General features: G+C 46.2%; 26 protein-coding genes and 1 pseudogene. 1 reads left to right on the top strand and 26 read right to left on the bottom strand.

Features of this window, described 5'->3' with window-relative positions; translation table 11 throughout:
* Window positions 1-78: 78 nt before the first annotated feature.
* The 22 genes and pseudogenes from rpoD to rpsU all read right to left on the bottom strand — a co-directional run bounded on the left by rpoD (window position 79) and on the right by rpsU (window position 20403).
* Window positions 79-1200, bottom strand: a complete 1122-nt coding sequence (gene rpoD / locus C5I45_RS07450; RefSeq protein ID WP_003152998.1) for an RNA polymerase sigma factor RpoD — start codon at window positions 1198-1200, stop codon at window positions 79-81.
* 189 nt (window positions 1201-1389) lie between these two features.
* Window positions 1390-3201 carry a DNA primase gene (gene dnaG / locus C5I45_RS07445; protein ID WP_025852958.1) on the bottom strand — a complete coding sequence of 604 codons (1812 nt, stop codon included), beginning with the start codon at window positions 3199-3201 and terminating at the stop codon, window positions 1390-1392.
* 21 nt (window positions 3202-3222) lie between these two features.
* Window positions 3223-3729 carry a YaiI/YqxD family protein gene (locus tag C5I45_RS07440; RefSeq protein ID WP_014418404.1) on the bottom strand — a complete coding sequence of 169 codons (507 nt, stop codon included), beginning with the start codon at window positions 3727-3729 and terminating at the stop codon, window positions 3223-3225.
* A 255-nt stretch (window positions 3730-3984) separates the two neighbouring features.
* On the bottom strand, window positions 3985-4797 hold the full coding sequence (locus tag C5I45_RS07435) for a pyruvate, water dikinase regulatory protein (protein ID WP_003152991.1): 813 nt from the start codon (window positions 4795-4797) through the stop codon (window positions 3985-3987).
* Window positions 4798-4822: 25 nt separating this feature from the next.
* Entirely contained in the window at window positions 4823-5461 is a 639-nt protein-coding gene (gene ccpN, locus C5I45_RS07430; RefSeq protein ID WP_003152989.1) for a transcriptional regulator CcpN, read from the bottom strand.
* A gap of 100 nt (window positions 5462-5561) precedes the next feature.
* A complete protein-coding gene (glyS, locus tag C5I45_RS07425; RefSeq protein WP_014305438.1) occupies window positions 5562-7601 on the bottom strand; it encodes a glycine--tRNA ligase subunit beta in 2040 nt (679 codons plus the stop codon).
* On the bottom strand, window positions 7594-8481 hold the full coding sequence (gene glyQ, locus C5I45_RS07420; protein ID WP_003152984.1) for a glycine--tRNA ligase subunit alpha: 888 nt from the start codon (window positions 8479-8481) through the stop codon (window positions 7594-7596). Before glyQ ends, glyS begins: the two co-directional genes overlap by 8 nt.
* A 301-nt stretch (window positions 8482-8782) precedes the next feature.
* The gene (gene recO / locus C5I45_RS07415; RefSeq protein WP_003152982.1) at window positions 8783-9550 is read right to left on the bottom strand and encodes a DNA repair protein RecO; all 768 of its coding nucleotides are present in this window, start codon (window positions 9548-9550) and stop codon (window positions 8783-8785) included.
* A gap of 36 nt (window positions 9551-9586) precedes the next feature.
* Window positions 9587-9730 (bottom strand): YqzL family protein, encoded by a 144-nt coding sequence (locus C5I45_RS07410; RefSeq protein WP_007408286.1) that lies wholly within the window; start codon window positions 9728-9730, stop codon window positions 9587-9589.
* Between the two features lie 155 nt (window positions 9731-9885).
* Window positions 9886-10791, bottom strand: a complete 906-nt coding sequence (gene era / locus C5I45_RS07405) for a GTPase Era (protein ID WP_003152978.1) — start codon at window positions 10789-10791, stop codon at window positions 9886-9888.
* Window positions 10772-11182, bottom strand: coding sequence for a cytidine deaminase (locus C5I45_RS07400; RefSeq protein WP_003152976.1), 411 nt, complete (start codon window positions 11180-11182; stop codon window positions 10772-10774). Before C5I45_RS07400 ends, era begins: the two co-directional genes overlap by 20 nt.
* 123 nt (window positions 11183-11305) lie before the next feature.
* Window positions 11306-11680, bottom strand: a complete 375-nt coding sequence (locus C5I45_RS07395; RefSeq protein WP_003152974.1) for a diacylglycerol kinase family protein — start codon at window positions 11678-11680, stop codon at window positions 11306-11308.
* Window positions 11661-12134, bottom strand: coding sequence for an rRNA maturation RNase YbeY (gene ybeY, locus C5I45_RS07390; protein ID WP_003152973.1), 474 nt, complete (start codon window positions 12132-12134; stop codon window positions 11661-11663). The genes C5I45_RS07395 and ybeY overlap by 20 nt, the downstream gene beginning before the upstream one ends.
* Window positions 12135-14267, bottom strand: coding sequence for an HD family phosphohydrolase (locus C5I45_RS07385; protein ID WP_025852966.1), 2133 nt, complete (start codon window positions 14265-14267; stop codon window positions 12135-12137).
* A gap of 80 nt (window positions 14268-14347) precedes the next feature.
* Window positions 14348-15307, bottom strand: coding sequence for a PhoH family protein (locus C5I45_RS07380; protein WP_003152970.1), 960 nt, complete (start codon window positions 15305-15307; stop codon window positions 14348-14350).
* Window positions 15271-16495, bottom strand: a pseudogene (gene yqfD, locus C5I45_RS07375) (sporulation protein YqfD). The gene C5I45_RS07380 and the pseudogene yqfD overlap by 37 nt, the downstream one beginning before the upstream one ends.
* A gap of 17 nt (window positions 16496-16512) precedes the next feature.
* A complete protein-coding gene (gene yqfC, locus C5I45_RS07370; RefSeq protein WP_003152966.1) occupies window positions 16513-16794 on the bottom strand; it encodes a sporulation protein YqfC in 282 nt (93 codons plus the stop codon).
* Between the two features lie 56 nt (window positions 16795-16850).
* Window positions 16851-17285 carry a hypothetical protein gene (locus C5I45_RS07365; protein ID WP_014305441.1) on the bottom strand — a complete coding sequence of 145 codons (435 nt, stop codon included), beginning with the start codon at window positions 17283-17285 and terminating at the stop codon, window positions 16851-16853.
* 27 nt (window positions 17286-17312) lie between these two features.
* Window positions 17313-18305, bottom strand: a complete 993-nt coding sequence (gene floA / locus C5I45_RS07360) for a flotillin-like protein FloA (protein ID WP_003152961.1) — start codon at window positions 18303-18305, stop codon at window positions 17313-17315.
* Window positions 18306-18329: 24 nt separating this feature from the next.
* Window positions 18330-19646: an NfeD family protein gene (locus C5I45_RS07355; protein ID WP_107994588.1), complete on the bottom strand. Its 1317-nt coding sequence runs from the start codon at window positions 19644-19646 to the stop codon at window positions 18330-18332.
* 122 nt (window positions 19647-19768) lie between these two features.
* Entirely contained in the window at window positions 19769-20215 is a 447-nt protein-coding gene (locus C5I45_RS07350) for a GatB/YqeY domain-containing protein (protein ID WP_003152958.1), read from the bottom strand.
* Between the two features lie 14 nt (window positions 20216-20229).
* Window positions 20230-20403, bottom strand: coding sequence for a 30S ribosomal protein S21 (gene rpsU, locus C5I45_RS07345; RefSeq protein ID WP_003152957.1), 174 nt, complete (start codon window positions 20401-20403; stop codon window positions 20230-20232).
* Window positions 20404-20574: 171 nt separating this feature from the next.
* Between rpsU and C5I45_RS07340 the strand changes: the two genes are divergently transcribed.
* A complete protein-coding gene (locus C5I45_RS07340; protein ID WP_032856881.1) occupies window positions 20575-21501 on the top strand; it encodes a Na/Pi symporter in 927 nt (308 codons plus the stop codon).
* Between the two features lie 37 nt (window positions 21502-21538).
* Here C5I45_RS07340 and mtaB read toward each other — a convergent pair whose 3' ends face one another.
* From mtaB to dnaJ, 4 genes are read right to left on the bottom strand one after another with little or no spacing between them, the layout of a single operon-like run.
* Window positions 21539-22894, bottom strand: a complete 1356-nt coding sequence (mtaB, locus tag C5I45_RS07335) for a tRNA (N(6)-L-threonylcarbamoyladenosine(37)-C(2))-methylthiotransferase MtaB (protein ID WP_014305444.1) — start codon at window positions 22892-22894, stop codon at window positions 21539-21541.
* A complete protein-coding gene (locus C5I45_RS07330) occupies window positions 22894-23664 on the bottom strand; it encodes a 16S rRNA (uracil(1498)-N(3))-methyltransferase (protein ID WP_003152900.1) in 771 nt (256 codons plus the stop codon). Before C5I45_RS07330 ends, mtaB begins: the two co-directional genes overlap by 1 nt.
* Window positions 23665-23686: 22 nt before the next feature.
* Window positions 23687-24622 carry a 50S ribosomal protein L11 methyltransferase gene (prmA, locus tag C5I45_RS07325; protein WP_003152897.1) on the bottom strand — a complete coding sequence of 312 codons (936 nt, stop codon included), beginning with the start codon at window positions 24620-24622 and terminating at the stop codon, window positions 23687-23689.
* Between the two features lie 23 nt (window positions 24623-24645).
* Complete coding sequence (gene dnaJ / locus C5I45_RS07320; RefSeq protein ID WP_003152895.1) at window positions 24646-25773, bottom strand: molecular chaperone DnaJ; 1128 nt, start codon at window positions 25771-25773, stop codon at window positions 24646-24648.
* Window positions 25774-25853: the final 80 nt, after the last annotated feature.

The following is a 25853-nucleotide window of genomic DNA, read 5'->3' as shown; positions in this document are numbered from 1 at the left end:
CTTATCCAGTAAAATAAAGGTATATTATCCATATATCTTATACATAAAAAAGAACGGATCAAAAAGACCCGTTCCATTCTATTCGAGAAAATCCTTCAGACGTTTGCTTCTGCTCGGATGTCTCAATTTGCGAAGCGCTTTTGCTTCAATTTGGCGAATACGCTCTCTCGTTACTCCAAACACTTTGCCGACTTCTTCCAAAGTTCTTGTGCGTCCGTCATCCAGACCGAAACGGAGACGCAGCACGTTTTCTTCACGATCTGTCAACGTATCCAGCACATCTTCCAGCTGTTCTTTTAAAAGCTCATATGCCGCATGATCCGACGGAGATGTCGCTTCCTGGTCTTCGATAAAATCACCGAGATGTGAGTCGTCTTCTTCACCGATCGGTGTTTCTAAAGAAACTGGCTCTTGAGCAATTTTTAATATTTCACGGACTTTTTCAGGCGTAAGATCCATGTCTTCAGCAATCTCTTCCGGTGTCGGCTCTCTGCCAAGATCCTGAAGAAGCTGACGCTGCACCCGGATTAATTTATTAATGGTTTCCACCATGTGAACCGGGATACGGATTGTTCTCGCCTGGTCAGCGATGGCGCGTGTAATCGCCTGTCTGATCCACCAAGTCGCATACGTACTGAATTTATATCCTTTACGGTAGTCAAACTTCTCGACGGCTTTCATGAGACCCATGTTTCCTTCTTGGATCAAGTCTAAGAAAAGCATGCCGCGGCCGACATACCGTTTAGCAATGCTGACAACTAAACGAAGGTTTGCTTCAGCCAGTCTGCGTTTAGATTCCTCGTCACCCTCTTCAATTTTTTGAGCGTAGGTGATTTCTTCTTTAGCAGAAAGAAGATTTACCCGTCCGATTTCCTTAAGGTACATGCGGACTGGATCATTGATCTTTACGCCAGGCGGTACGCTGAGGTCATTAAGGTCAAATTCTTCTTCGGCTTTGGCAAGCTGTTGAATATTAGGATCTTCCGTTTCTTCATTTTCACTAATTAATTCAACACCTTGTTCTCCTAAAAATTCATAATACTCATCCATTTGGTCTGATTCAATTTCAAAGCTGGACATGCGTTCAGCAATTTCTTCATATGTTAAAACGCCACGTTTTTTTCCAGTTTCAGTAAGCTGCTCTTTTACCTGGTCTAATGTAAGTTCTGTTTCTGTTTCGTGGGTTTGTTTATCAGCCATTATGGATCCCTCCTTCCAAAGCTTGCAACGAATTCTAAAAGCGGTATGTTTCTTATCCGACCCGAGCCTTCTCTCTTTTTCAGCATGCAGGGCTGCGGATAATAATGACAATTCATGATGAGGTTAAGCGATCTATTTGCTCCTCCGCAAGGAATCATTGCCAATCAGAACGCAAGCCTCTATTTGTTGTTACTTTAATGATCGGTTCAATGCAACAATTTCTTGAGCCAGAGACGCAGCTTTCACGAAGTCTTTCTGCCTCTCCGCATCTGCTCTTTCTGCTTCTTTTTCCTTTATCATTGACCATTTTCGGTGATCCAACACTTTTTTTACGTAATCGGATAACTCGGCCTCTGAGAGCTCCTCGTTTACTTGGAGCATCCCTATATCTGAAAGCAGCTGGCTGATTTCCTCATCCTGCATTCTCGCCATAAGATGCTGCGGCGTCATGTCAGCACCCTCTTCATAAACAGCGTACAGGTATGCTGCCAGCGCACGATGTCCGTCAATGTTAAATTCAAAGCCGACACGCTCAATCACTTTCTTGATGACGTTTCGGTCTCTCAGCATATGAGCGAGCAGAAGTCTTTCCGCGTTCTCATAGGCGGGACGGAGACGGCGCCGTTTCGCTTTTGTCGTCACCCGGGCCCGTCTTGTCTGCGGTTCGGCGTTTTTGTCGCCGGGGGCGTTTTGTCTGGCGTAGATGGAAAGCTGTTCCGTCAAAGATTCTACCGAAAGAGAAAATTCTGAGGCGAGCTGCTTCACATACATTTCCTGCTCAAGCGACCCGGAAAGAGCGCTGATTTCTTTCAGCACTTCTTTCATATAAGCGAGCCGGTCTCCTTCGTCAGATAAGTTTTTCCCTTTGCGGAAATATTGCATTTTAAAAGCCATGACCGTAACGCTTGCATCAATGATATCGGTCCGGAATTTTTCTCCGCCCCGGGTTCTGATATAATCATCAGGATCAAGCCCGTCAGGCAGCATGCTTACTCTTACCTTACAATCGGCTTTCTGGAGCAGGCCGGCCGCTTTCAGCGTAGCTTCGTATCCGGCTTTATCCGAATCGTAACAGAGAATGACCTCCTGAACATTTCTTCTGAGGATTTTCACATGCTCTTCGGTGAGCGACGTCCCCATTGTGGCGATACTTTCTTTTACGCCTGAGCTGACGGCGGATATGACGTCAGCGAAGCCTTCAAACAGAACGGCTCTCTCCTCTTTCCTGATCGGCAGGCGCGCCTTATGAAAGTTATACAGCAGCTTAGATTTATGAAACAGCGGCGTTTCCGGGCTGTTCATATACTTCGGCTGCTGGCTTCCGAGCGCCCTTCCTGAAAAAGCCGCCACGGTTCCGTGGTGATCATGAATGGGAAACATAATTCTGTTTCTGAAACGGTCAAAATACCCGCTGCCGTCTTCCCTTCTGATCAGCAGACCCGCTTTTTCCATCATTTCTTCCTCAAAACCGCGCTTTTTCAAGAATTTCGTCATGAAATCCCAGGAATCCAGCGCGTAGCCGATTTCAAACTCATCTATGAGCTCTTTCGTAAAACCCCTTGATAAAAGGTAATCTAACGCTTCCTGGCCTTCCTTTGTATTTATTAGCAAATGATGGTAAAATTTCTTCAGAAGCTCGTGGGCTTCCGCCATCTTCTGCTCTCCGGAAGATTCAGGCCTGGATGCAGAGTGAATCGTTATATCATCAGGGAAATCAATCTGATATTTATCCGCAAGGTGAGAAACAGCTTCCGTAAATGAATAGCCTTCCATCTGCCGTAAGAAAGAGAAAACGTTCCCGCCCGCTCCGCATCCGAAGCAATGAAAGATCTGCTTATCGCTGGAGACGGAAAACGAGGGCGTGTTTTCCCCGTGAAACGGACAGAGCCCAAAGTAGTTGCGGCCTTGCTTTTTCAATTGGACATAATCACCTATGACTTCAACAATGTCTGCTGACTGCTGCACCTGATTAACTACTTCATCTGGTATGCGGTTTCCCATCTTATAACACTCCGTCGTACATTATTCGATGTTTTGATTTGAAATCCCTTCATCATTCGACAGGATTTTTTTAAGCAGGGTAACAAATCGATTCCGATCTTCTTTATTTAATTTTTTAGGTCCTTTGGAATGAATGCCGCTTCTCCTCATTTTGCCTGACATATGACGGCTCATCAGAGCGAAGTCAATCGTGTCTTCAGTATAAGAACGGCCCCTTTCCGATAAGACGGCAATATTTCTGTTCAGCAAAAGAGATGCTAAACCGATATCCTGCGTGACTACGACGTCTCCCGATCTCACATGGTTTGCGATATATAAATCTGCCGCTTCTTTATGAGGATCAACGTATACCCAGTTCTCGTCTTTGCTTCTGGAAAGCTGGTAGTGTTCAAATGATGCGACGAAAATAACCCGAACGCTGAATTGCGATGCAATGAGCATTATTTCCTCTTTTACGGGGCATGCGTCTGCATCGACAAAAATCGTCTTTTCTTTTTCATTTAGAAGACTAATTCTCCATCCCTCCATCAATCTCCTGCATAAAAACAAGCGAAATCGCATATGCTCCATGACTGCGGATCTATTTTGAGCTTTGTCGAAAAATTTCCGGGAGTTATTCTTGACATCTTACCCATAATAGTTTATTCGTATCACACGAAGCTTAAACCTAAAAATAAACATTTTATCACAATTTTTTATTATAATACAAACTTCGCGAAGATGCCATCCTTTTTGTTTATTCCCTATTTGCATACCCAAAAACCCAGGATAAAGCGTCCTGAGTTATCGGCCCTTTGTTTTGAGATGATGAATGATGTTCGCTGTTTCTTCGACTGCTTTATTCGAAACGTCAACGACTTGGCAGCCGATCCGGTCCACAATTTTCTCAAAATACTCCAGCTCTTCTTTAATTCTGTTGATATTGGCGTAAATGGCTTTGTCATTTAAGCCGAGAGATTTTAACCGTTCTTTACGTATATGGTTCAGTTTATCAGGGCTGATTTTTAAGCCGATGCATTTTTTCGGATCAACGCTGAACAGTTCTTCCGGCGGGTCGACCTCAGGAACGATCGGCACATTGGCCACTTTCAGACGCTTATGGGCAAGATATTGTGATAATGGGGTTTTAGACGTTCTGGATACTCCGAGCAGGATGATATCGGCTTTTAAAATGCCTCTTGGATCCCTGCCATCGTCATATTTGACGGCAAACTCGATCGCCTCGACCTTTTTGAAATAATCTTCATCAAGCTGCCGGACGCGGCCCGGTTCATATTTGGCGGTCAAACCGTAAGCCGATTCCATTTTATCGATGAGCGGACCGATAATATCGTAATACAGCACATTCGCTTTTTCCGCTTGTTCAACCAGGTATTTGCGCATTTCAGGAACAACGAGCGTAAAACAAATAATGCCGCCGTCCGCTTTGGCGAGAGACACGACTTCATTAATGGTGCCGATATCTTCCACATAAGGTATTCTTCTGATATGCGTATCATCGGCTGAGCCGTTAAACTGGCTGAGCGAGGCTTTTACAACGAGTTCGGCGGTTTCTCCGACTGAGTCTGATACTACATAAATAATGCGATTGTCCATGTTATCCCCCCGTTAGTTTTCAAGCTTATATGATTTCATTTTCTGATAAACTGACAAGTATCTTAGTCATATTCGTTTTGGTAAACCGGCCGATGACCTCAAAGCCTTTATCCGTATCTTTAATAACGGGCAGGGCATCGATCTGTTTTTCAATTAAATACTTGGCGATGTCCATCACATAATCATCACGCCGGCAGACGGCGATATTCGGCATTCTTGTCATGATAATATGAACCGGTATTGAGGCAAGTTCCTGCTGGCCGATGCTCGCCCGCAGCAAATCTTTGCGTGACAGCACACCGACTAAGACAGCATCACGATCTACGACAAATAACGTGCCGACATCTTCTAAAAACATGGTGCAGATGGCATCGTATACCGAGACATTTTCATTGATGACAACAGGGATCGATTGAAAATCTTTCACTTGCAGCTTTTTCAATTTATCCGCAAGCAGCTGATTTCCCGTTTTCCCCGTATAAAAATAACCGACCCGCGGACGGGCCTCTAAGAAGCCTGACATGGTGAGTATGGCCAAGTCCGGCCGCAGCGTGGCCCTCGTTAAATTGAGCTGTTCTGCGATATGCTCTCCGGTAATCGGGCCGTTTTCCTTTACAATCTGTAAAATTTGTTCTTGCCGTTTATTTAATTCGATCGTACTCACCACCTTTATGGAAGGGTTTCTTTATCTATGTTTTCATTCTGTGATGTTTATGTAAAAGGGGAAAAGACGATTGCCGATCACACAGCAACCGTCTTTTTCTTTATTTTACAATAAGATGATTCATATTAGCAAAAGACTTGATCACATCTGCAAGAGCGGTCATTTGCGCTAAACGGTTGGTTTTTAATGCTTCATCGTCCGCATTTACCATCGTGTGATTAAAGTAATCTTCGATCGGCTCTTTTAATCCGCTGAGCACGGCAAGCGCCTGTTCATAGTTTTTGGAGGCAAAGCTTTCCGCGACACTGTCTTTTGTTTTTTCATAAGCGTCAAACAGCTTTTTCTCCTGTTCATTTTCAAACAGATCCGGCTTGATATCGCGGCTCTCGCCTTTTTTACTGATGGAGATAACCCGGCCGAGTGATTCAGCCGTTTCTTTAAAGCCGGGTGTGCCGAGGTGCTTCTCAAGCACTCTTGCCTTATGAACGGCTGCATACGGCTCAAGCTCTGTGCTGTCCAGAACGGCATCAATAACGTCATGACGGATGTCTTCAGCGTTTAAGACGTATTTCAGACGCTGTGTAAAGAAATCAAGGAGCTCATTCTCTTTTTCCGTTTCTGTCAACGACAGCAGTTCTTTAAAAGAAATGCCCCAGTTGCGGTCGATCAGAATGGAAACAATGCCGCTTGCCTGACGGCGCAATCCGTACGGATCCTGAGAACCTGTCGGAATTACGTCAATGCTGAAGAAGGAAGCAATCGTGTCCAGTTTATCAGCTAACGCCACGACCGCGCCGATAAAGGTTGAAGGCACTTCTCCCCCGGCCGCTCTCGGCATATAGTGCTCATTGACAGCGGCAGCGACGGCATCATCTTCACCGAGCATGCGCGCATATTTTTCTCCCATCACGCCTTGAAGCTCTGGGAACTCATAGATCATATGTGTAACCAGGTCAAATTTAGAAATCTCTGCGGCGCGCTTCACAAGTTTTTGCGTCTGTTCATCCGCTTTCAGGCGGACGGCAAGTTTGCCCGCAATGGTGACCGCTCTTCTTACTTTATCTCCAAGGGAGCCGAGCTCTTCATGGAAAACGATATTTTCCAATTTCTTCACGTTTTCATCAATGTTCAGCTTTTGGTCTTCTTTGTAGAAGAACGCAGCATCTGAAAGCCTTGCTCTCAGCACTTTCTCGTTTCCGCGGGCAACATTTTCAATTGCATGGCTGTTCCCGTTTCGCACCGTAATAAAATGAGGAAGCAGATTCCCGTTTTCATCTTTTACCGGGAAGTAGCGCTGATGCTCTTTCATTGTTGTCACAAGCACTTCTTCAGGGATAGAAAGAAACTCGGATTCAAAAGATCCGTAAAGCGCCGTCGGATATTCCACCAGATGGTTGACTTCGTTCAGCAGATCCTCATCGACCGGAATGTTCCATTTCTTCTTGGCCGCAAGCGCATCCAGCTGGCTTTGGATCATTTGTTTGCGTTCTTTCGGGTCAGCAATGACGCTTTGTTCTTTCAGCAGCTTTTCGTATGATGACGGCGCATCAACAGATACTTCTTGGCCGAGAAAGCGGTGTCCCTGCGTGTTCCGGCCCGTCTTGACATTTGTGATTTCAAACGGAATGACGTCTTTTCCAAAGAGGGCGGCAATCCATTTGATCGGACGGATATAGCGCAGATCCTGCGTGCCCCAGCGCATGTTTTTCGGAAAATGCATTCCGGCAATCAAATTTTCCAGCTGCGGTAAAAGTGTCTTCGTCTCTTGTCCCGCCTGGAATTTTTGAACGAAGACATATTCCGTGCCGTTTACATCTTTTATATACAGGTCATCCACTCCGGCGCCTTGGCCTTTTGAAAATCCGATAGCGGCTTTTGTCCAGTTTCCGTCAGCATCCAGAGCGATTTTTTTCGCAGGGCCTTTTGCTTCTTCCTGAATATCAGCCTGTTTTTCTGCTACGTCTTTTATATATACTGCCAGACGTCTCGGCGTATTAAAAAGTTTCACTTCGCCGTGGGCGATATTTTTTTCAGCAAGCCAGCCGGTCAGCTTTTCACCGAGCTGCACCATGCTGTCATGTAAAAACCGCGCCGGCATTTCCTCGAGTCCGATCTCTAAAAGCAAGTCTTGTTTACTCATGGGAAGAGCCCTCCTCTTTAAGCATTGGGAACCCTAATTTTTCCCGTTCTTCATAATACGTTTTTGCCACTTTTCTCGCTAAGTTGCGGACACGGCCGATATAACCCGTCCGCTCTGTCACAGAGATCGCGCCTTTTGCATCAAGCAGATTAAATGTGTGAGAGCATTTCAGCACATAATCATAGGCCGGATGCACAAGCCCGTTATCCATTTGTCTGATCGCTTCTTTTTCATAGGTGCTGAACAAATGGAAAAGCATATCCACGTCAGATGTTTCAAAAGTATAAACGGAATGCTCATATTCAGCCATCATAAATAAATCTTTCACAGTAAATCCTGACGTCCATTCAAGATCAAAGACGTTTTCTTTATCCTGAATATATGACGCGAGACGTTCAATACCATATGTGATCTCAACGGACACCGGCTTACATTCAATTCCGCCCACCTGCTGGAAATATGTAAACTGAGTAATTTCCATCCCGTCAAGCCATACTTCCCAGCCGAGACCTGCACAGCCTAAAGACGGGTTTTCCCAGTTGTCTTCTACGAAACGGATATCATGTTCAAGCGGGTCAATGCCGAGCGCACGCAATGAATCAAGGTAAAGCTCTTGAATGTTATCAGGCGACGGCTTGATAATGACTTGGAATTGGTGATGCTGATAGAGCCTGTTCGGGTTTTCACCGTACCGTCCGTCCGCAGGCCGTCTGGACGGCTCAACGTAAGCCACTCTCCACGGCTCCGGCCCGATGCTTCGTAAAAATGTATACGGGCTCATTGTGCCTGCGCCTTTCTCCACATCATACGACTGCATGAGCACACAGCCTTCATTCGACCAGTGCTTCTGCAAGGTTAAAATCATATCTTGAATGTTCATTTCAAGCACCTCCACTTTCTCCATTCTTTTACAAGTGCGGCGGCAACCAAAAAACTCCCGTCTCTATGCTTGCCGGCCGCAAACATAGGGACGAGAGTTCTCCCGCGGTTCCACCCTAGTTGCTGAGGATGTGAATCACTCAGCCTCTTTTTAAAGGGTTGCTCGAGAATGCCTTTCGTTGCGCGCTCATCCTTAGCTTACACTGTCCTAAGGTCGCTTGTATGAGTTGGACGCAAGTACTTCTTTCTGTCACTGCAACATATTTTATAATAAATGATCATATAAAAAGATGGGCAGAATGTCAACTTTTGTTTTCATCCAAAAGGTTCTTCATGCTTTCCATCTGGTCTAAAAACCGTTTTGACTTTAAATAAAGTCCTGAATATTCCTCGTAATACAGATCAATGACCTGTTTAATTTCGTTTTTGGTTTCCTGTTTTAACGAGACGCTGCCGAGCCTTCCGATATCAAAGTAATAAAAAAGCCTTAGCAGCCTTGCCGTTTGCGGCGAAATCGGAACTCTGTACGGATCCTTTTCAAAGCAGCGGTGGCAGATAAAACCGTTATCTCTTATCGAAAAATGAAACGTCCCTTCCCCGCTTTTGCAGTGGACACAATGATTCAGCTCCGGATACAGCCCCATGACGCCGAGCATTTTCATCTGCACGATGAATGTGATCACGTCCGGGTCAGTCCCGTCATTCAGCCTCTTAAAGGATTCGAGAATCAATTCGAATAAATAGGGGTTCGGTTTCTTCTCTTCCGTTCCTTTGTCAGTGAGTTCAGCGATAAAAGCGGCATACGCCGTCAAAAATAAATCTTCTCTGATCGTTCTCATGCTGAGAATCATTTCACCCTGCTGGAGCGTGCCGAGTCCGGATGTTCTTTGCATTAAAAATGACCCGTACAAAAACGGCTGGCTGACTGCTGACAGCCGGCTGGCTGACTTCCTGGCGCCCCTTGCCATGACGCCGATTTTGCCGTGTTCCCTCGTCAGCAATGTCACGATTTTATTCGTCTCCCCGTAGTCATTCGTACGGAGCACGATTCCTTCACATTTAGTCAGCATTTCCGCACCTTCCAACAACGGGAGGGGCCAAGAGGTTTACAAAATTGGAAAATCAATTCGGGCTAGCTCATCTTCCGGTTCTTCGGGTCTTTCCAGGTTCTCTTTTTCCAGTTCTTTAAAAAGAAGGTACGTATCAACACTTCCTGTTTGAGAAAATACGTTCCAGGTAAAATTCAACACAAAAAACCCACCTTTCATCATTAAACTAGCTTGCCAATCCAAATTCTTACCCTTATCTTGACCTGATGTCCTCCTTTTCATGTTAAACAAATTTTGCTAACGAAGCCCTGTTTCTGTGAGGTAATCCCACACATCAGGCATGCGCTTTAGATGAATTAATATTCATCCTCTTTGAAGCCGAAATCACGCAGCTGAGACATTTTATTCCGCCAGTCCTTCTGCACTTTCACCCATAATTCGAGGTAAACGCGTGAACCCAGCAGCGCTTCAATATCAGCCCGCGCTCTTTTGCCGACTTCTTTCAGAAGCGCTCCTTTTTTCCCGATGACGATGCCTTTTTGAGAATCCCGCTCAACTACAATGGTGGCGGCGACATGGACGGAGCCGTTTTCCTGCCCTTTAATGGACTCGATAGCGACAGCGATGCTGTGCGGCACTTCTTCCCTTGTCAGATGGAGCACCTTTTCCCTGATCAGTTCAGAAATAATGAACCGCTCGGGATGGTCAGTCACCTGATCGCTCGGATAGAATTGAGGCCCTTCCGGTAAATACGCTTCAACCTGCGCGAGAAGGGTTTCGACGTTGTTCCCTTCCAAAGCTGAGATCGGCACGATTTCTTTAAACGGATAGCGCGCACGGTACTCATCAATTAAAAGAAGCAGCTGGTCAGGGTGGATCTTATCAATTTTGTTTACGATCAGAAAGACCGGCGTGGACGTCTGTCCGAGCTTTTCAATGATAAACTCGTCGCCCTTTCCGTACCCTTCTTCGGCGTTGATCATAAATAACACCAAGTCAACTTCTTTCAGCGTATTCTGCGCCACTTTCATCATAAAGTCGCCAAGCTTGTGCTTCGGTTTGTGAATGCCCGGTGTATCAATAAAAATAGTCTGCGACGTGCCGGTTGTCAGCACCCCTTGGACTTTATTTCTTGTCGTCTGGGGTTTGTCGCTCATGATGGCGATCTTTTGACCGATGACCCTGTTTAAAAAGGTAGACTTGCCTACGTTCGGTCTTCCGATGATAGATACAAATCCTGATTTAAAGCTTTCGTTCGTCATGTAAATCCTCCGATGAAAATGCGCCCGGCAATAATTCTTCCGCAGTCATTTCTTTTATTTGTCCTTGTAAGTTGGTCAGAATAACAAGCATATCCTTTGAGCACAGCTCGGAAATTACTTGTCTGCAGGCTCCGCACGGCGAAACCGGTCCCGGAGTATCCGCAGCCACGGCGAGCATCGCAAATTCCGTATCCCCCTCGGAAACAGCTTTGAATATCGCCGTGCGTTCAGCACAGTTGCACATGCTGTATGCCGCATTTTCAATGTTGCAGCCTCTGTACACTTTTCCGTCTTTGGTAAGAAGAGCGGCTCCCACTCTGAAATTTGAATACGGCACATACGCTGTGTCCCGTGCTTTTAATGCTTCTGCAATCAATTCTTGTCTGTTCATGTGTACTTAATTCCTCTCTTACCTTTATCCTGTATGATACCGCTGTCACTTTTATTTTACATAATTATGATCGGTTTTTCACGCCCATTTTTGGCAATGTAAAATAATTGTAAGAATCTTCTGCTAACATATCTTCGGCAGGAAGATGAGTAAACCAATGATACACGATATCACGGCAAAGACGCAAACGGCTCCGGCGGCCGCGTCCTTTGCCGCTTTTGCGAGCGGGTGATACTGATCAGTAACTAAATCCACAACATGCTCTATCGCCGTATTTAAAAGCTCCAAAGCAAGCATCCCTCCGATCAGCACCAAAACAACGGCCCATTCGGCTGTGCTCAGCCCGGTGAGAAAACCGCAAACGATAACGGCGCAGGCCGCGGTAATATGAAATTGAAAATTCCGCTCTGACCGCGCCGTTTTCCAGATTCCCCTCCATGCATGGACAAAGCTCTTCAGGAACCTGCTCCACTCGTTTTTATGATCTCGTGAGTCCATACTCATCCAGCAAATCCTTTTGCTTTGAAAACATTTCTTCCTCTTCTTCTTTTGTCATGTGATCATAGCCAAGCAAATGCAAAAAGCCGTGCACGGCCAGAAAACCGAGCTCTCTCATAAACGAATGGCCGTACTCTTCCGCCTGCTCTTTCGTTCTGTCTGCGCTGATGATAATATCTCCTAAAACAGGCGGCATGTCGGCGCCTACGATTTCCACCTCGTCTTCGCCTTCTTCTTCAAGCGCAAACGAAATGACGTCAGTCGGAGTGTCTTTTCCCCGGTAGTCTCTGTTGATTTCTCTGATTTCTTCATTTGTCACAATCGTGACCGATACTTCAGCCTGATCCTGAACGCCTTCTTTTTCCGCCGCGAATTGGAGCAGCTTCTCCACTTCTTGGAGCGCATCAGCTGAGACGCTGTTCGTTTCATCAACAATATCTATGAGTAAACCCATTTATTTCACCTTCTTCGTAGCCTCCGGATATTCAATCCGGGAGTGGAAAATTCCTTTTAAAGTCGCACATAGCGTTTTGGCGATCGTATCCAGTTCTCGGAACGTGAGATCACATTCTGAGAATTGTCCGTCCTGAAGCTTATCGGATATAATTCCCCGCACCAGTTTTTCGATCCGCTCGGGATTGGGATTATGCATGGAACGGACGGCGGCTTCAACGCTGTCGGCCACTGAGATAATAGCCGCTTCTTTCGATTGCGGCTTCGGCCCCGGGTAGCGGAACTCTTTCTCTGTAATCTGGTCGCCCTTTTCTTTCGCTTTATAATAAAAGAATTTTAAAAGGGACGTTCCGTGATGCTGCTCCGCGATATCCACAAGCTCTTTCGGAAACTTATAGCTTCTGAGCATATTCGCACCGTCTGTCGTATGTGCGATAATGATATTTTTGCTGAGCTGAGGAGACAGCTTGTCATGCGGATTTTCCATATTCATCTGATTTTCAATAAAATATTGCGGACGTTTCGTTTTGCCGAGATCGTGATAATACGCTCCGACCCGTGCTAAAAGACCGTTTGCCCCTACGGCTTCACAAGCCGCTTCCGACAGATTTGCCACCATGACGCTGTGATGATATGTACCGGGTGTTTCCGTTAAAATCTTTCGAAGCAGGGGATGATTCGGATTAGACAGTTCAATCAGCCTCATCGTTGAAAGAATGCCGAATCCCGTCTCAAAAAACGGCATCAGACCGATAATCAAAACGGATGAAGCAAGTCCCGAGACGACCCCCATCAGCATCAGCGTTCCGATTTCAACAGGTGACAGCGCCGTATTTTGTATTAATAAAAGCGACAGCACGATAATCATATTAATAAATGAGACGAACAGTCCCGCCTGCAATATTTTTGATCTCGCATTATGTTTCCCCAAAAACAGAATGCCTGAAATGCTGCTGATTAAATAGTAAATGCCGATGACGTAATTAAATGTTCCCGTCACACCCTGATTAAACATCATACTGCCGCAGATCGCCAGAATGATGCTTCCCAAAATGGCGAGCCTTTCATTGAGCAGCAGCCTGATTAAAATCGCGCCGGCGGCGATCGGCACAAGATAGCCGATATTGGTGTATTCAATCTTCTGAAAGAGACTGACGACTTCCATAATGACGAGAATAAGCGTTGTAATGATAGAAAACAGCAAAAGAGATTTATTTTTCAGCTTAAGCTCCTGCTGCTGTTTCTCAAAATAGTAGACAAGCGTGGCGATAAACAGCCCGATCATCAGAAGCAGACCGCTGATCGGCTTTAACAGGTTGGAATTATTCAAAAGCCCCGTCAGTTCAAGCTTCCTGTATACTTCCCGGTCGATCAGGTCATTCTCTTCCACGAGAACCTGTCCCTGTTTGATCTGTACCGGCTGGACGCTGTCTGACGCTTCCTGGCGTTTTTCATCCGTCGCTTTCGGATCAAATACGTAATTCGGGATGACCGCGTATTTTCCGATTTCAGTCGCAGCCGCTAAATATTTTGACGGCACAGAAGCGCTTTTCAGCTCTTTTGCGACCTTATCCTTCGCTTCGGCAAGCTTTTCAGAAGGAATTTCACTGCTCATCACCGTATTCACCGCGGTAATGACGGAATCCCTCACAAATGAGAAATCTTCATTGTTTGCATGGAGAAGCGATTTAATGGCATCTTCCGAGACAGATTCATTGACATCCTGTGTCAGCTTGTTTTTCACCGATTTGACCAATGATTTTTCCGAAGGTGACTTTTTGTCTTTTTCCGCATCTTTTTTCACTTCGCCGATGCTGTCAAAAATGGAAGTGATCAGGTCAAGCCGGTTGTCGGTATAGCCTTTTTTCAGGGTGTATTGATCTTCCACCGCATCTTCGGCCGCCTGTTTTTTCGATTCCGTCGCCTGCTGATCTTCCACTGTGGCGGGCGCGTAAATCGTCTTATCACTGACTGAAAACAAATCCAAATTAAGTGATTCAGGTTTTACATGAATAAAGAGCAAACCAAACATGATCGCTGAAAGCAGCAGGTACAGCAGCACATGGGCTGAGCGGGCATGTCTGAAACTGCGGAACCGTTCCCGGGCGCTTTTGCCCTTTCCCTTCTTTTTCAAAACAAGAACCTCCTCCCTGAAACATCAGGAACACATCATATAAAAATGACCCGATAACGGGAGATCGGGTCATTTTTGCATTACTTTTGCTTATCATAAGCTTCAATAATTTTTGCAACAAGCGGATGCCTGACCACATCTGTCTGGTCAAGTTCAATCACGGAGATGCCGTTTATGTCCTTCAGCATATCCTTCGCTACTGCAAGTCCCGATGTGACGCCTTTCGGCAGGTCAATTTGGCTTACGTCGCCCGTAATGATCATTTTAGAGCCAAAACCCAATCTCGTCAAAAACATTTTCATTTGAGCGGGAGTGGTATTCTGGGCTTCATCAAGAATCACATACGCGTCGTCAAGCGTCCGCCCTCTCATATAGGCAAGCGGGGCGATTTCAATAACCCCTCTTTCCATAAGACGCTCCGTATGGTCGCTTCCGAGCACATCATGGAGCGCGTCATACAGCGGGCGCAGATAAGGATCTACTTTTTCCTTTAAATCTCCGGGCAGAAAGCCGAGGCTCTCGCCGGCTTCCACAGCGGGTCTTGTTAAAATGATTTTTTTAATGTGGCCGTTTTTTAAAGCATGCACCGCTTTTACGACCGCCAAATAAGTTTTGCCGGTTCCCGCCGGCCCGATGCCGAACACCATGTCGTTTTTCTTCATCGCCGCCACATATTCTCTTTGGCCGAGGGTTTTGACACGGATCGGTTTGCCTTTTGCCGTTTTCGTTATTTCCTCTTCATACATGCTTTCAAAATAGTCCAGTTCATCTTTTTTTGCCATTTTCACGGCATACAGCACATCACGTTCCGAAATCTCGATCCCCTTGCGAATTAAAGTAAGGAGCGAGCCCAATAATCTGTCAGCGATCTCAAATGTTTCATCATTCCCGGAAACGTAAATGGTTTCACCGCGCGTGATGAGGCTAATGCCCAGATCCTTCTCCATTAAATGTAAAAAGGCATCTTGGCTGCCGAACAAAGAAAGTGCTTCGTCCGGGCTTTTCAGTTTGTGATTAATCGCAAGTAAATGTTCTGCCATTCTTTAGTCTCCCTGAACAATAGGTGTGGTTTGAACGATATCTTCTATAACTTGGTAGAGAATAATCAACTTTACTTTACCATTCTCAACGGATTGGTGCAAAACTTTTTCACTTTCCACCTCTCCGCTGCCGTTTAATCGCTTTTCTATATCTTGTCTTCCCATTTTGATACCGGCCTGAACCGCTTCGCCTTTCGTATAAGTCCGCACGGTTGTTTCACTTTCTCTTGTCTGTTCTTGAACGTAAGAAATCGGAAGCTTCATCCCCAGAAATTGAAACGGGTGCTTTTCTTCCTCTGTTTTCGGATGTTTCAGCGGCTCCTCATTAAATTCAAAGCCCCAAAAAGGCACGCCCCATGATCCGAAAGACAGCTTGTGCTTCGTCCTTACTTTACCCGTATATAGCGTAAATGATGTTTCAAGAGGCACGGTTACTTCTGACTTGTACCATGTTTCTCCGTAAATTTCCGCTTTTGAGGCGACTTTCCGGTCTTCATTTCCGATCAGTCCTGAGACGAGAAGCTGTCCTTTGTCAACATGATCGTTCACAAAAGCCATCGGCTGCCCCTTTTGCACGAACATCCTTTTGATGACCGCCTTCTTTTTGGCAACGATATGGCGGGGGCTCACGTACTTTTCTTTTGTCGGTTCGTTTTTTTCGACCACTTTCATATGAAGGGCTGTCCCGTTCAATTCCACACCGACCCACGTAATATTATCAATGCCGTTTGTTAATGATTTTTGAATTTTCTCCGGCGTCATCATTAAAAATTGCAAACGGCCTTTTTTCACACCTATTTCTTCAAGGTGCTTTACCATCTGATGCTCGGTTTCGGGCTTGGCCCCTTTAATATCAATGTCCCAAATCATGTTGGACAAAAGAAACAATATAACAAAAAACATCACAAACCCCGCAGTGAAGCCCAGGTTTAATTTTGATTTGAGAAGCAGAAAGGGAAGACCCTTTCTTTTTGTAAAGCTTGCTTTGCATTCATGTTTTCTGATGACTCTTCTGAAAGCATGTACATCTTGAAGCTGAATCATCAGCAGAACACAGTCTTGCTTTTTTTTCACCGCAAAGATGGCGATTCCGTTTCTCGTGCATTCATTCAGCAGCCGTTCAATCCCTTTTCCTTTGACTTCCATTTGGACTTTACCCGAAAAAAATGACAGCCATTTGTTTTTCACATTATTTCCCCCCGGCTTTATGAATCGACATATCGTACGTGATCTATCGTGCCTTCCAAAAGAATTTCTTCAGGAAGGATTGCCTTAATGACCAAGTTTTTTCCTGATATGATACATTGCCCCTGCTTGAGCATCAGCCTGACTTCTTCTTCGCTGAACAGCAGGAGGCCTCTGTGATTCTCTATGTAGATATGAAGTCTGCCGACCATCGTAATCCGAGGCAGATCCATCATAACGTCCGGGGGAATTTCCAATGCTCTTGTCAGCCATGCCTTTACACGATTCTTTCTTTGCCCCATAAAAAAAGAACCCCCTTTCATCTCATATGTATGATTTGAAAAGGGGTTCTAACACTTTATTTTTTACCGATGCTCCGCATGGTCCGGTGCGGTTTTTTTGCACGGGGCGGACCCAAAACCTCACTGAATATAATGCCTTGAACCGCAGTTTCTTTATTTATTTTGAGGGCTGATTTCTTCAGAGACGCGTTTCGTGCGCGTTGAGATGTCAGCTTATGTTCAAGCCCGTTAAACATCTGCTCCGTCTCCGCCAGGCGCTTTTCAGCTTCCCTTCTTTTTTTCTCAAAAGGGTTCTCTTCTGAAACGGCAGGCAATTCTTCCGCTTCCGGCTTATGCTCTTTCTGCGGCTGTTTTTGATCCTGCTTTTTTGTCTGATTTTCGGGGCGTGTACCCGGCGGCCGTTTTTCATCTTTGTTTTTCTTGCCGAATATTGCCGATATAATGCCGATGACGGCGGCAATGACGAGCGGATTTGTCAGAATTTCGTGCATATAGCGGCTCCCTCCTTAATAGAGAGGTTATTGTTGGTCTTCATCTTGCTGGTCATTCGTCAGCTTGCCGATAGAATCCCTCATGTCCGTATCCGCGTCGATATTTTTTATGTTCATATAGTCCATGACGCCGATGTTTCCTTCACGCAGCGCTTCTGCCATCGCAAGCGGCACTTCGGCTTCTGCTTCCACGACTTTTGCACGCATTTCTTCTACGCGAGCGCGCATTTCCTGCTCTTGGGCGACCGCCATGGCGCGGCGCTCTTCGGCTTTGGCCTGCGCAATGTTTTTGTCTGCTTCTGCTTGATCCGTCTGAAGAATCGCTCCGATGTTTTTGCCGATATCAACGTCGGCGATGTCAATCGAAAGAATTTCAAAGGCGGTGCCTGAATCCAGCCCTTTGCCAAGTACGGTCTGCGAAATCATATCAGGGTTTTCAAGCACTTTTTTATGATTACCCGAGGAACCGATTGTCGAGACAATCCCTTCTCCGACACGGGCGACAACCGTCTCTTCTCCCGCTCCTCCGACAAGGCGCTCGATATTGGCTCTTACGGTGATTCTGGCTTTTGCTTTTACTTCAATTCCGTCCATGGCGACACCCGCGATAAACGGTGTTTCAATGACCTTCGGATTGACGCTCATCTGCACGGCTTCCAATACGTCGCGCCCGGCCAGGTCAATGGCTGCGCAGCGTTCAAATGTCAGCTCAATATTGGCGCGCTGTGCCGCAATCAGGGCATTGACCACCCTGTCAACATTACCACCGGCCAGATAATGGCTTTCGAGCTGATTTGTTGTTGCGGATAGGCCGGCTTTGTGCGCTTTAATTAACGGATTGACAACGCGGCTTGGTATGACGCGCCGCAGCCTCATTCCGACTAAAGTGAAAATGCTGATTCTGACTCCTGCCGCAAGCGCCGAAATCCATAGCATCACCGGTACAAAGGTGAAGAATATGGCTAACACGATTATGGCAGCTGCAACTATTGCTAAAATCGCCAAACTTGACAGTTCCATCTAATTCCTCCTCAAGGTTATCATCTATATTTCTCTCACGACAATGCGTGAGCCTTCCGCTTTCACTACTTTCACCTGTCTGTCTTTTTCAGTGAACGATCCTTCCGAGACGACATCCAGACGTTCATCATCAATAATGACGGTGCCTGACGGTCTGAGGGCTGTAGCGGTAATGCCGACTTTCCCCAACAGCTCCGTCCGGTTCTGATTTGAAACATAACCGCTCTCCGTGCTTGTTGAATCAGTTAATATTAATTTTTTAAAGAATTTCATTCGTTTCCCCAACACCCTTGTTAATATGATAAAGGCTGTAATAGACACAGCAATGGCGATCAAGAGAGAAACCGCCATTACGGTAAAGCTGCCCGCAGCGAGAAAGAGGCTCGCGATGACGCCTGCAATACCGATAAGACCGATTATGCCTCCGGGCAGAAATATCTCTAAAAGGATAAAAACCAAGCCCGCGCAAAATAAGAATACGCTGTCATAGCCGGCGAATCCGGCAGCGATATGCCCGGTGAAAAACAGCAGCATGGCCGTCAGTCCGACAGCACCCGGTATTCCGAGGCCCGGCGAGAACAATTCAATGGTCAAACCAAGCAAAGCAAGCGTTAATAAGACGGGGACAACAAACGGATTTGTCAGCCATCTGCCCAATTTGCCGACAAAACCTTCTTTTGCATGGTGAACATCCGCTCTGTCAAAACCGATCTTTGTATATAAAGCATCGAGGTCTGAAACCGTGCCCTCCGAATATCCGACTTCCTTGGCTTTTTCAGCTGTCAGTGTCAGCAGTTTTCCCTTTGGGGCGCCCGCTTCCTTTGCATTGATGGCGGGATCTGCCATGGCCAGGGCGTATTTCGGATTTCGGTTGTTTTTAACCGCTGCGTCCTCCATTTCTGCATGCCACAGTGATTGAGCCTTTTTGTCCGCCGCGTTTCCTTTTCCGTCGATGATGGCTGCGGCACCCATTTTTCCGCCCGGCGCCATATAGATTTCATCTGCCTGAAGCGCTATATACGCTCCGGCAGAAAGCGCCCGTTTATTAACGTAAGCGGTAACAGGCAAATCCGCGCGGCCGATGATATCCGCAATATCCAAGGCTGATTGAACGGCGCCTCCCGGTGTATTGATGTCAAGAATAATGTGTGACGCGCCGGACTCCTTCGCTTCTTTGAAAGAACGCGATAAAAACGAGGCGAGCCCCTGTTCGACATTTTTCTCAACCGGGATGACATAAACCGATGGGTGATCAGCTTTCGCGTTCAATTGAACCCCTAATAAAGATAATACAAATAAGCCCAATAGAGCAACAGCAATTCCGGTTTTTTTTCGGAACAAGGCCAATATACCCTCCTTCCCGTTTCGTTCTTCTTTATATACGTAACAAATGTACTTTAGTTTCATTTTTTTATGTATAAAAAAAGACATCTCTCTAGGAAAGATGTCTTTTTTCTTGTCAATTAAGATAATTGACTGCTGACAAGTCTGTTAATTACGCTGCCGTCAGCTTTACCTTTTACTTTAGGCATAATAGCACTCATCACTTTGCCCATGTCCGCTTTGGAGCTCGCACCGACTTCAGCGATGGTTTCATTTACAATTGTCTGCAGCTCTTCTTCAGAAAGCTGCTTCGGTAAATAAATTTCTAAAATGTCCAGCTCTTTTTGAACTTTATCTACTAAATCTAAACGATCAGCGTTTGAAAATTCATGGAGGGAGTCTTTACGTTGCTTAAGTTCACGAGATAGGACAGTAAGTTCCTCATCCTCGGTCAAACTGTCTTTCTTAAGCTTAATTGCTTCGTTTTGAAGTGAAGCTTTCACCATTCGAACGACAGTCAGTTTGTCTTTCTCACGGCTTTTCATATACAGCTTCATATCTTGGTTAAGTCGCTCAAGAAGACTCATAAATCCACCCTCTTTTAGAATTTGCGTTTTCTAGCAGCTTCTGACTTTTTCTTGCGCTTTACGCTAGGTTTTTCATAAAATTCGCGCTTTCTTGCTTCTTGCAAAGTACCTGTCTTTGATACACTGCGTTTGAAGCGACGAAGAGCATCTTCAAGCGATTCGTTTTTTCTAACGACCGTTTTTGACATTCTCTTTCCCTCCCTCCGAATACACCAATCGACTACCTTTAAAAAGATACATATATAAACATGTACTTTGACATTATAATATAAGCCATCAGTCAGGTCAACTAAGCGAGCTCACTTTTCCGTCATGAATAAGGCTGCTTGTCTATATAATGATGGAAAGGGGTGTTTCGTTTGATAATACTGATTCTCTTTACCGCACTTATCCTGGTTTTTTTACTCGGAATGAGCCTGCTCAGGCAGGGCCTGATCGCATTAACGTATTCAAAAATTGAGAAAAGCCTGCTCTTATTTACCGACCACCCTTTGAAAGCTTTTCTCATAAGCATCGTATTCACCGGTTTTCTTCAGAGCAGCTCAGCCTTCATGGTCATTGTCATCGGCTTTGTCAGCGCAGGCGCTTTATCTTTTAAACGGACCATTCCGATGATTCTCGGCACGAATGTCGGCTCCACGTTTACGACGGAGTTTTTAGCCATAAAGATGGATGTGCTCATTTGGGTGCTTTTTATCGGAGGCCTTGTGTTTATCCTCATCCGTAAATATCCGTTCAGGCAGATCGGTATAAGCTTCCTCGGTCTCGGCATCATCTTTTTTTGCATCACATGCTTCAGCCGGCTTGCCGTTCCGCTGACAGAAATGAAGGCGGGGGCGGAGGTTTTGCGCCATGTGAATGATTCGAGCTGGTCCGCTCTTTTTATCGGCATGATATTGACGGCAATCATTCATTCAAGCTCCGTCTGCATCGGCATTTTGATGAGTTTTATGAACGAAGGGGTGATCGGCATTGAACAAGCGGTCAGCGTCGTTCTGGGATCTAATATCGGGACATGCGTCACGGCCGTCATGGCTGCTGTTTCAGGCGGTTATGCCGCCAGACAGACCGCCGGTGCTCACGTAGTGTTTAATATTCTCGGTGTGCTGCTCGTCTTTCCCTTCCTGTCCGCATCAGCAGGTATTACGGAGCGCCTGTCTGATGATCCCGCGCAGATGATTGCGCATTTCAGCCTGTTATTTAACGTAGTCACCGCCTTATTGTTTCTGCCGTTCACACATTTGTTTTACCGGCTGATTGACAGGCTGATTCCTCCGAAACCGTAAAAAAACCGATGCGGGAAGGCACCGGTTTTTTTATCTGTTATGAAGACATGCGCATGTTTCGGGTCATTTCATCCTCAACGACGCGGACGAATTGTCCTTCGTTATACGGATAGCCCGCTTTTTGAATTTTGACTTTGACAAGTTTGCCGATTACATCTTCCGTGCCTTTGAAGACGACTTTCATGTAATTGTCCGTATAGCCGACGAACATGCCGTCCTCATCAGACTCTTTAAACGCCTCTTCCGGAATGATTTCCAGAACCTCTCCTTCATAATCGGAGGCGTATTCTTTGGCAAGCTGGTCAGACAGCGCAATCAGCTTATGCACCCGTTCGTTTTTCACGTTTTCGTCAACCTGGTCTTCCATTCTGGCCGCAGGTGTTCCGGTGCGTTTGCTGTAAGGGAATACGTGAAGCTCTGAAAACTTATGTTCTTTAATGAACCGGTATGTTTCCATAAATTCTTCTTCCGTTTCACCCGGGAAACCGACGATGACATCAGATGTGACGGCAAGACCCGGCAGCGCTTCTTTCAGCTTATTTAAACGGTCCGCGAAAAATTCCATCGTATATTTGCGTCTCATCCGTTTCAGAACGGTGTTTGATCCTGACTGAATCGGGATATGAAGGTGGCGGACGATTTTATCAGACGCATCCAGCACTTCAATCACTTCATCAGTGATTTGACTTGCTTCAATAGATGAAATTCTGATCCGCTTCAGTCCTTCTACACGTGTGTCAAGCTCGCGGAGAAGCTTGGCGAAATTATAATCTTTCATATCTTCGCCGTAGCCGCCCGTATGAATCCCCGTCAGGACGATTTCTTTATAGCCGGCATCCACCAGCTGCTGCGCCTGTTTAATGACTTCTTCCGGATCGCGGGAACGAAGCAGGCCGCGCGCCCAAGGGATAATGCAGAACGTACAGAAGTTGTTGCAGCCCTCTTGGATTTTTAACGACGCTCTTGTGCGGTCAGTAAAAGCGGGAACATCCAGCTCTTCAAACACGCGTGCTTTCATAATATTGCCGACGCCGTTGATCGGCTGACGCTCTTCCCTGTACTGCTCAATGTAACCGAGCATTTTTTCACGATCCTGCGTGCCGACGACGATGTCAACACCCGGGATGGCCATAATTTCTGCCGGAGAGGTTTGCGCATAGCACCCTGTTACGCAGATGACGCCGTCAGGATTTTGGCGGATCGCCCGTCTGATGACTTGACGGCTTTTTTTATCTCCCGTGTTTGTTACCGTACATGTATTAATGACATATACATCTGCTGTCTGTTCGAATTCTTTTCGTTCATAACCCGCATCTTTAAACAGCTGCCAGATTGCTTCTGTTTCATAATGATTGACCTTGCAGCCAAGGGTATGAAAAGCAACAGTTGCCATTACTGATCACCTCTTAATAACTCTGTATGATAGGAAACTGCGCTTAACGCGTAAAGAGGCGCAGTTTCAGTCCGTAAAATTCTCGGTCCGAGGCCGCATAAGACGGCGCCTTTTTCTGAAAGCTGATGAACTTCAGACTCAGTCAGACCGCCTTCAGGGCCGAATACGATTAAAAGAGACGAACCTTGCGGAAGGCTTTTAAGCTCCGCGGCGAAAGCGCCCGTTTCTCCCTGCTTTGATGACTCCTCGTATGCAACGACACATTTATCGACATTCTCCGCCATTTCAAGCAGCTGCCGGAACGTATGAACGGTTTTCACTTCGGGAATTTCATTGCGGTACGATTGCTCCGCCGCTTCCTTCGCGATTTTCGCCCATCTCTCCCGCTTTTTTTTTGCCTTTTTGTCGTCTAGCTTAACGACGGATCTGGCGCCCTGAAAGGGGATGAACATACTAGCCCCCAGCTCGGTCCCTTTTTGGATAATCCATTCAAGCTTATCGCCTTTCGGAAGGCCGCTGGCAATCCTGATTTTTAACGGCAGTTCACGGTTTTCACCCGTCCATTCAGCAATGCTGCATGATATATGATCTTTAGAAACCGCTTTGAGCAGGCATAACGCTTCATGGCCGTCTTTCGAACAGCAGATTATCCGGTCTCCCGCACTCATTCTCATGACGTTCGCTATATGGTGGACGTCTTCCCCCGTAATTTGAAAATCGGGAGTTTCGTCCATCTCCTGCTTCGTGAGCTCGATAAAATATCGTTGCATACGCTGTGACACCTACTAACTGTTATTTTTTCGCGATGATGCTGACCCAATCTTCCATAGACAGAATTTCTGTGATGGTAAAGCCGGCTTTTTCCAACGCTTCTTTTACTTCCTGTTTTTTCTGGCCGATAATGCCTGAAGTAATAAAATGGCCTCCGTCTTTGAGCAGGTCGTACGCCTGTGATGTAAAGCGGAGAATCACTTCCGCCAGAATATTTGCGACAATGACATCATGTTCGCCCGTGATGCCGTCTAACAAATTGTTCTGCTTCACTTCGGCCGTATCACTCACTTTGTTCAATTTTAGATTCAGACGCGCGCTTTCAACAGCGACCGGATCAAGGTCATACGCATGAACCGATTCGGCCTCAAGCATGGCGGCCGCGATGCTTAAAATTCCTGAACCGGTGCCGACATCAATGACACGGTCGCCTTTTTGAACGATACGCTCAAGCGCCTGAATGCACAGAACGGTTGTCGGATGCGTTCCCGTACCGAATGCCATGCCCGGATCCATTTCGATAATCAGTTCATCGGTATTCACGGGTGTGTACGTTTCCCATGTGGGTACGATCGTGAATTTTTCAGAAATTTTCACCGGATGATAATACTTTTTCCAAGCTGTCGCCCATTCTTCTTCATTAACTTCAGAAATGGTGATTGTGTTTCTGCCTAAATCAATGTCGTACAAAAGCAGATTATTAATCGTCTCTTTAATGCCGTCCACCGTTTCGCCGAGGAAACTGTTAATCGGCAGATACGCTTTGACAATGACACCCTCATCGGGGTAATCATTGGGGTCGAGCTGGTAGATTTCCCCGTAAACATTCTCACGCTCTTTCATTAAATCAAGCGGATCTTCGATGACAACCCCGCTCGCACCAGCTTCATGCAAAATATTTGAGATGGGTTCGACCGCTTCATGTGTTGTGTGAATGCTGATTTCGGACCATTTCAAAACTACCAACTCCTATCCAATCATTACTCGCCTTTAAATGCGCGTTTTACTTTGTCAAAGAAACTCATTTCTTGTTCATCCGGCAGGTTTCCGCTGACTTCAGCGAACTCGCGGATGATGTCTTTTTGTTTGTCTGTCAGATTCGTCGGTGTGACGACGCGGACGACAATGTGCTGGTCGCCTTGTCCGTAGCCCCGGACGTTCTGAACGCCTTTGCCTCTTAATCTGAATTTCGTGCCGGTTTGTGTGCCGGCAGGTATTTTCAATTTCACTTTTCCGTGAAGCGTCGGCACTTCCACTTCGTCTCCGAGGGCCGCTTGGGCAAACGTTAACGGCATTTCGCAATAAATATCGTCTCCGTCGCGTTCAAAGAACTCGTGGGCGCGCACATGGAATACGACAAACAGATCTCCCGCAGGCCCTCCGTTTACGCCCGGTTCACCTTGGCCCGGAACGCGCAGCTGCTGTCCGTCATCCACACCGGCAGGAATCGTGACATTGATTTTTTTCCGTTTTTTCACTTTGCCCGTGCCGCCGCAGTCAGAACACTTGTTTTTGATGATTTTTCCTGTTCCTTCACAGTGGTGGCAGACTCTTCGGTTAACCACTTTGCCAAACGGCGTGTTCTGTTCGACGTTCAGCTGGCCTGAACCTCCGCAGTGCGAGCACGTATCCGGCTTTGTTCCCGGCTTTGCGCCCGATCCTTTACATGTTTCGCAATTCTCTTCGCGCGGAATTTCAATGATTGTTTCTTTTCCGAAAGCCGCGTCTTCAAATGACAGGGTCATTGTATACTGCAGATCCGCGCCTTGCCGCGGCGCATTCGGGTCACGGCGTCTCGTGCCGCCTCCGAAGATGCTTGAGAATATGTCATCGAAACCGAAGCCGCCGAAGTCTCCGCCGCCTCCGAAACCGCCGCCGAATCCCTGGTTAGGGTCTGTATGGCCGAATTGGTCATATTGAGCGCGTTTTTGGTCGTCTGAGAGCGCTTCGTACGCTTCTTTTACCTCTTTGAATTTTTCATCTGCTCCGGATTCTTTATTGATATCAGGATGATATTTTTTTGAAAGCTTCCGATAGGCTTTTTTGATTTCATCCTTTGAAGCGCTCTTACTTACCCCAAGCACTTCATAGTAATCACGCTTACTCATCTCGCTTCACTCTCCCGAATTTCTCACATAAATTAGATTGTATCATTTTGAATTATGTTTTTTCAATTCCTTTTATCCCG

Source organism: Bacillus sp. ZY-1-1, from assembly GCF_003047165.1.
Lineage (GTDB): Bacteria > Bacillota > Bacilli > Bacillales > Bacillaceae > Bacillus > Bacillus velezensis.
This window is presented reverse-complemented; position numbering and strand designations above follow the sequence as displayed.

What these genes read in the sequence shown, in the direction of transcription:
- rpoD (WP_003152998.1), bottom strand. Translation starts at nt 1,200, where the DNA reads ATGGCTGATAAACAAACCCACGAAACAGAAACAGAACTTACATTAGAC.
- dnaG (WP_025852958.1), bottom strand. Translation starts at nt 3,201, where the DNA reads ATGGGAAACCGCATACCAGATGAAGTAGTTAATCAGGTGCAGCAGTCA.
- C5I45_RS07440 (WP_014418404.1), bottom strand. Translation starts at nt 3,729, where the DNA reads ATGGAGGGATGGAGAATTAGTCTTCTAAATGAAAAAGAAAAGACGATT.
- C5I45_RS07435 (WP_003152991.1), bottom strand. Translation starts at nt 4,797, where the DNA reads ATGGACAATCGCATTATTTATGTAGTATCAGACTCAGTCGGAGAAACC.
- glyS (WP_014305438.1), bottom strand. Translation starts at nt 7,601, where the DNA reads ATGAGTAAACAAGACTTGCTTTTAGAGATCGGACTCGAGGAAATGCCG.
- glyQ (WP_003152984.1), bottom strand. Translation starts at nt 8,481, where the DNA reads ATGAACATTCAAGATATGATTTTAACCTTGCAGAAGCACTGGTCGAAT.
- recO (WP_003152982.1), bottom strand. Translation starts at nt 9,550, where the DNA reads ATGCTGACTAAATGTGAAGGAATCGTGCTCCGTACGAATGACTACGGG.
- era (WP_003152978.1), bottom strand. Translation starts at nt 10,791, where the DNA reads ATGACGAACGAAAGCTTTAAATCAGGATTTGTATCTATCATCGGAAGA.
- C5I45_RS07400 (WP_003152976.1), bottom strand. Translation starts at nt 11,182, where the DNA reads ATGAACAGACAAGAATTGATTGCAGAAGCATTAAAAGCACGGGACACA.
- C5I45_RS07395 (WP_003152974.1), bottom strand. Translation starts at nt 11,680, where the DNA reads ATGGACTCACGAGATCATAAAAACGAGTGGAGCAGGTTCCTGAAGAGC.
- ybeY (WP_003152973.1), bottom strand. Translation starts at nt 12,134, where the DNA reads ATGGGTTTACTCATAGATATTGTTGATGAAACGAACAGCGTCTCAGCT.
- C5I45_RS07380 (WP_003152970.1), bottom strand. Translation starts at nt 15,307, where the DNA reads ATGGCAGAACATTTACTTGCGATTAATCACAAACTGAAAAGCCCGGAC.
- yqfC (WP_003152966.1), bottom strand. Translation starts at nt 16,794, where the DNA reads ATGGGGCAAAGAAAGAATCGTGTAAAGGCATGGCTGACAAGAGCATTG.
- C5I45_RS07365 (WP_014305441.1), bottom strand. Translation starts at nt 17,285, where the DNA reads ATGCACGAAATTCTGACAAATCCGCTCGTCATTGCCGCCGTCATCGGC.
- floA (WP_003152961.1), bottom strand. Translation starts at nt 18,305, where the DNA reads ATGGAACTGTCAAGTTTGGCGATTTTAGCAATAGTTGCAGCTGCCATA.
- C5I45_RS07350 (WP_003152958.1), bottom strand. Translation starts at nt 20,215, where the DNA reads ATGAGTCTTCTTGAGCGACTTAACCAAGATATGAAGCTGTATATGAAA.
- rpsU (WP_003152957.1), bottom strand. Translation starts at nt 20,403, where the DNA reads ATGTCAAAAACGGTCGTTAGAAAAAACGAATCGCTTGAAGATGCTCTT.
- mtaB (WP_014305444.1), bottom strand. Translation starts at nt 22,894, where the DNA reads ATGGCAACTGTTGCTTTTCATACCCTTGGCTGCAAGGTCAATCATTAT.
- C5I45_RS07330 (WP_003152900.1), bottom strand. Translation starts at nt 23,664, where the DNA reads ATGCAACGATATTTTATCGAGCTCACGAAGCAGGAGATGGACGAAACT.
- dnaJ (WP_003152895.1), bottom strand. Translation starts at nt 25,773, where the DNA reads ATGAGTAAGCGTGATTACTATGAAGTGCTTGGGGTAAGTAAGAGCGCT.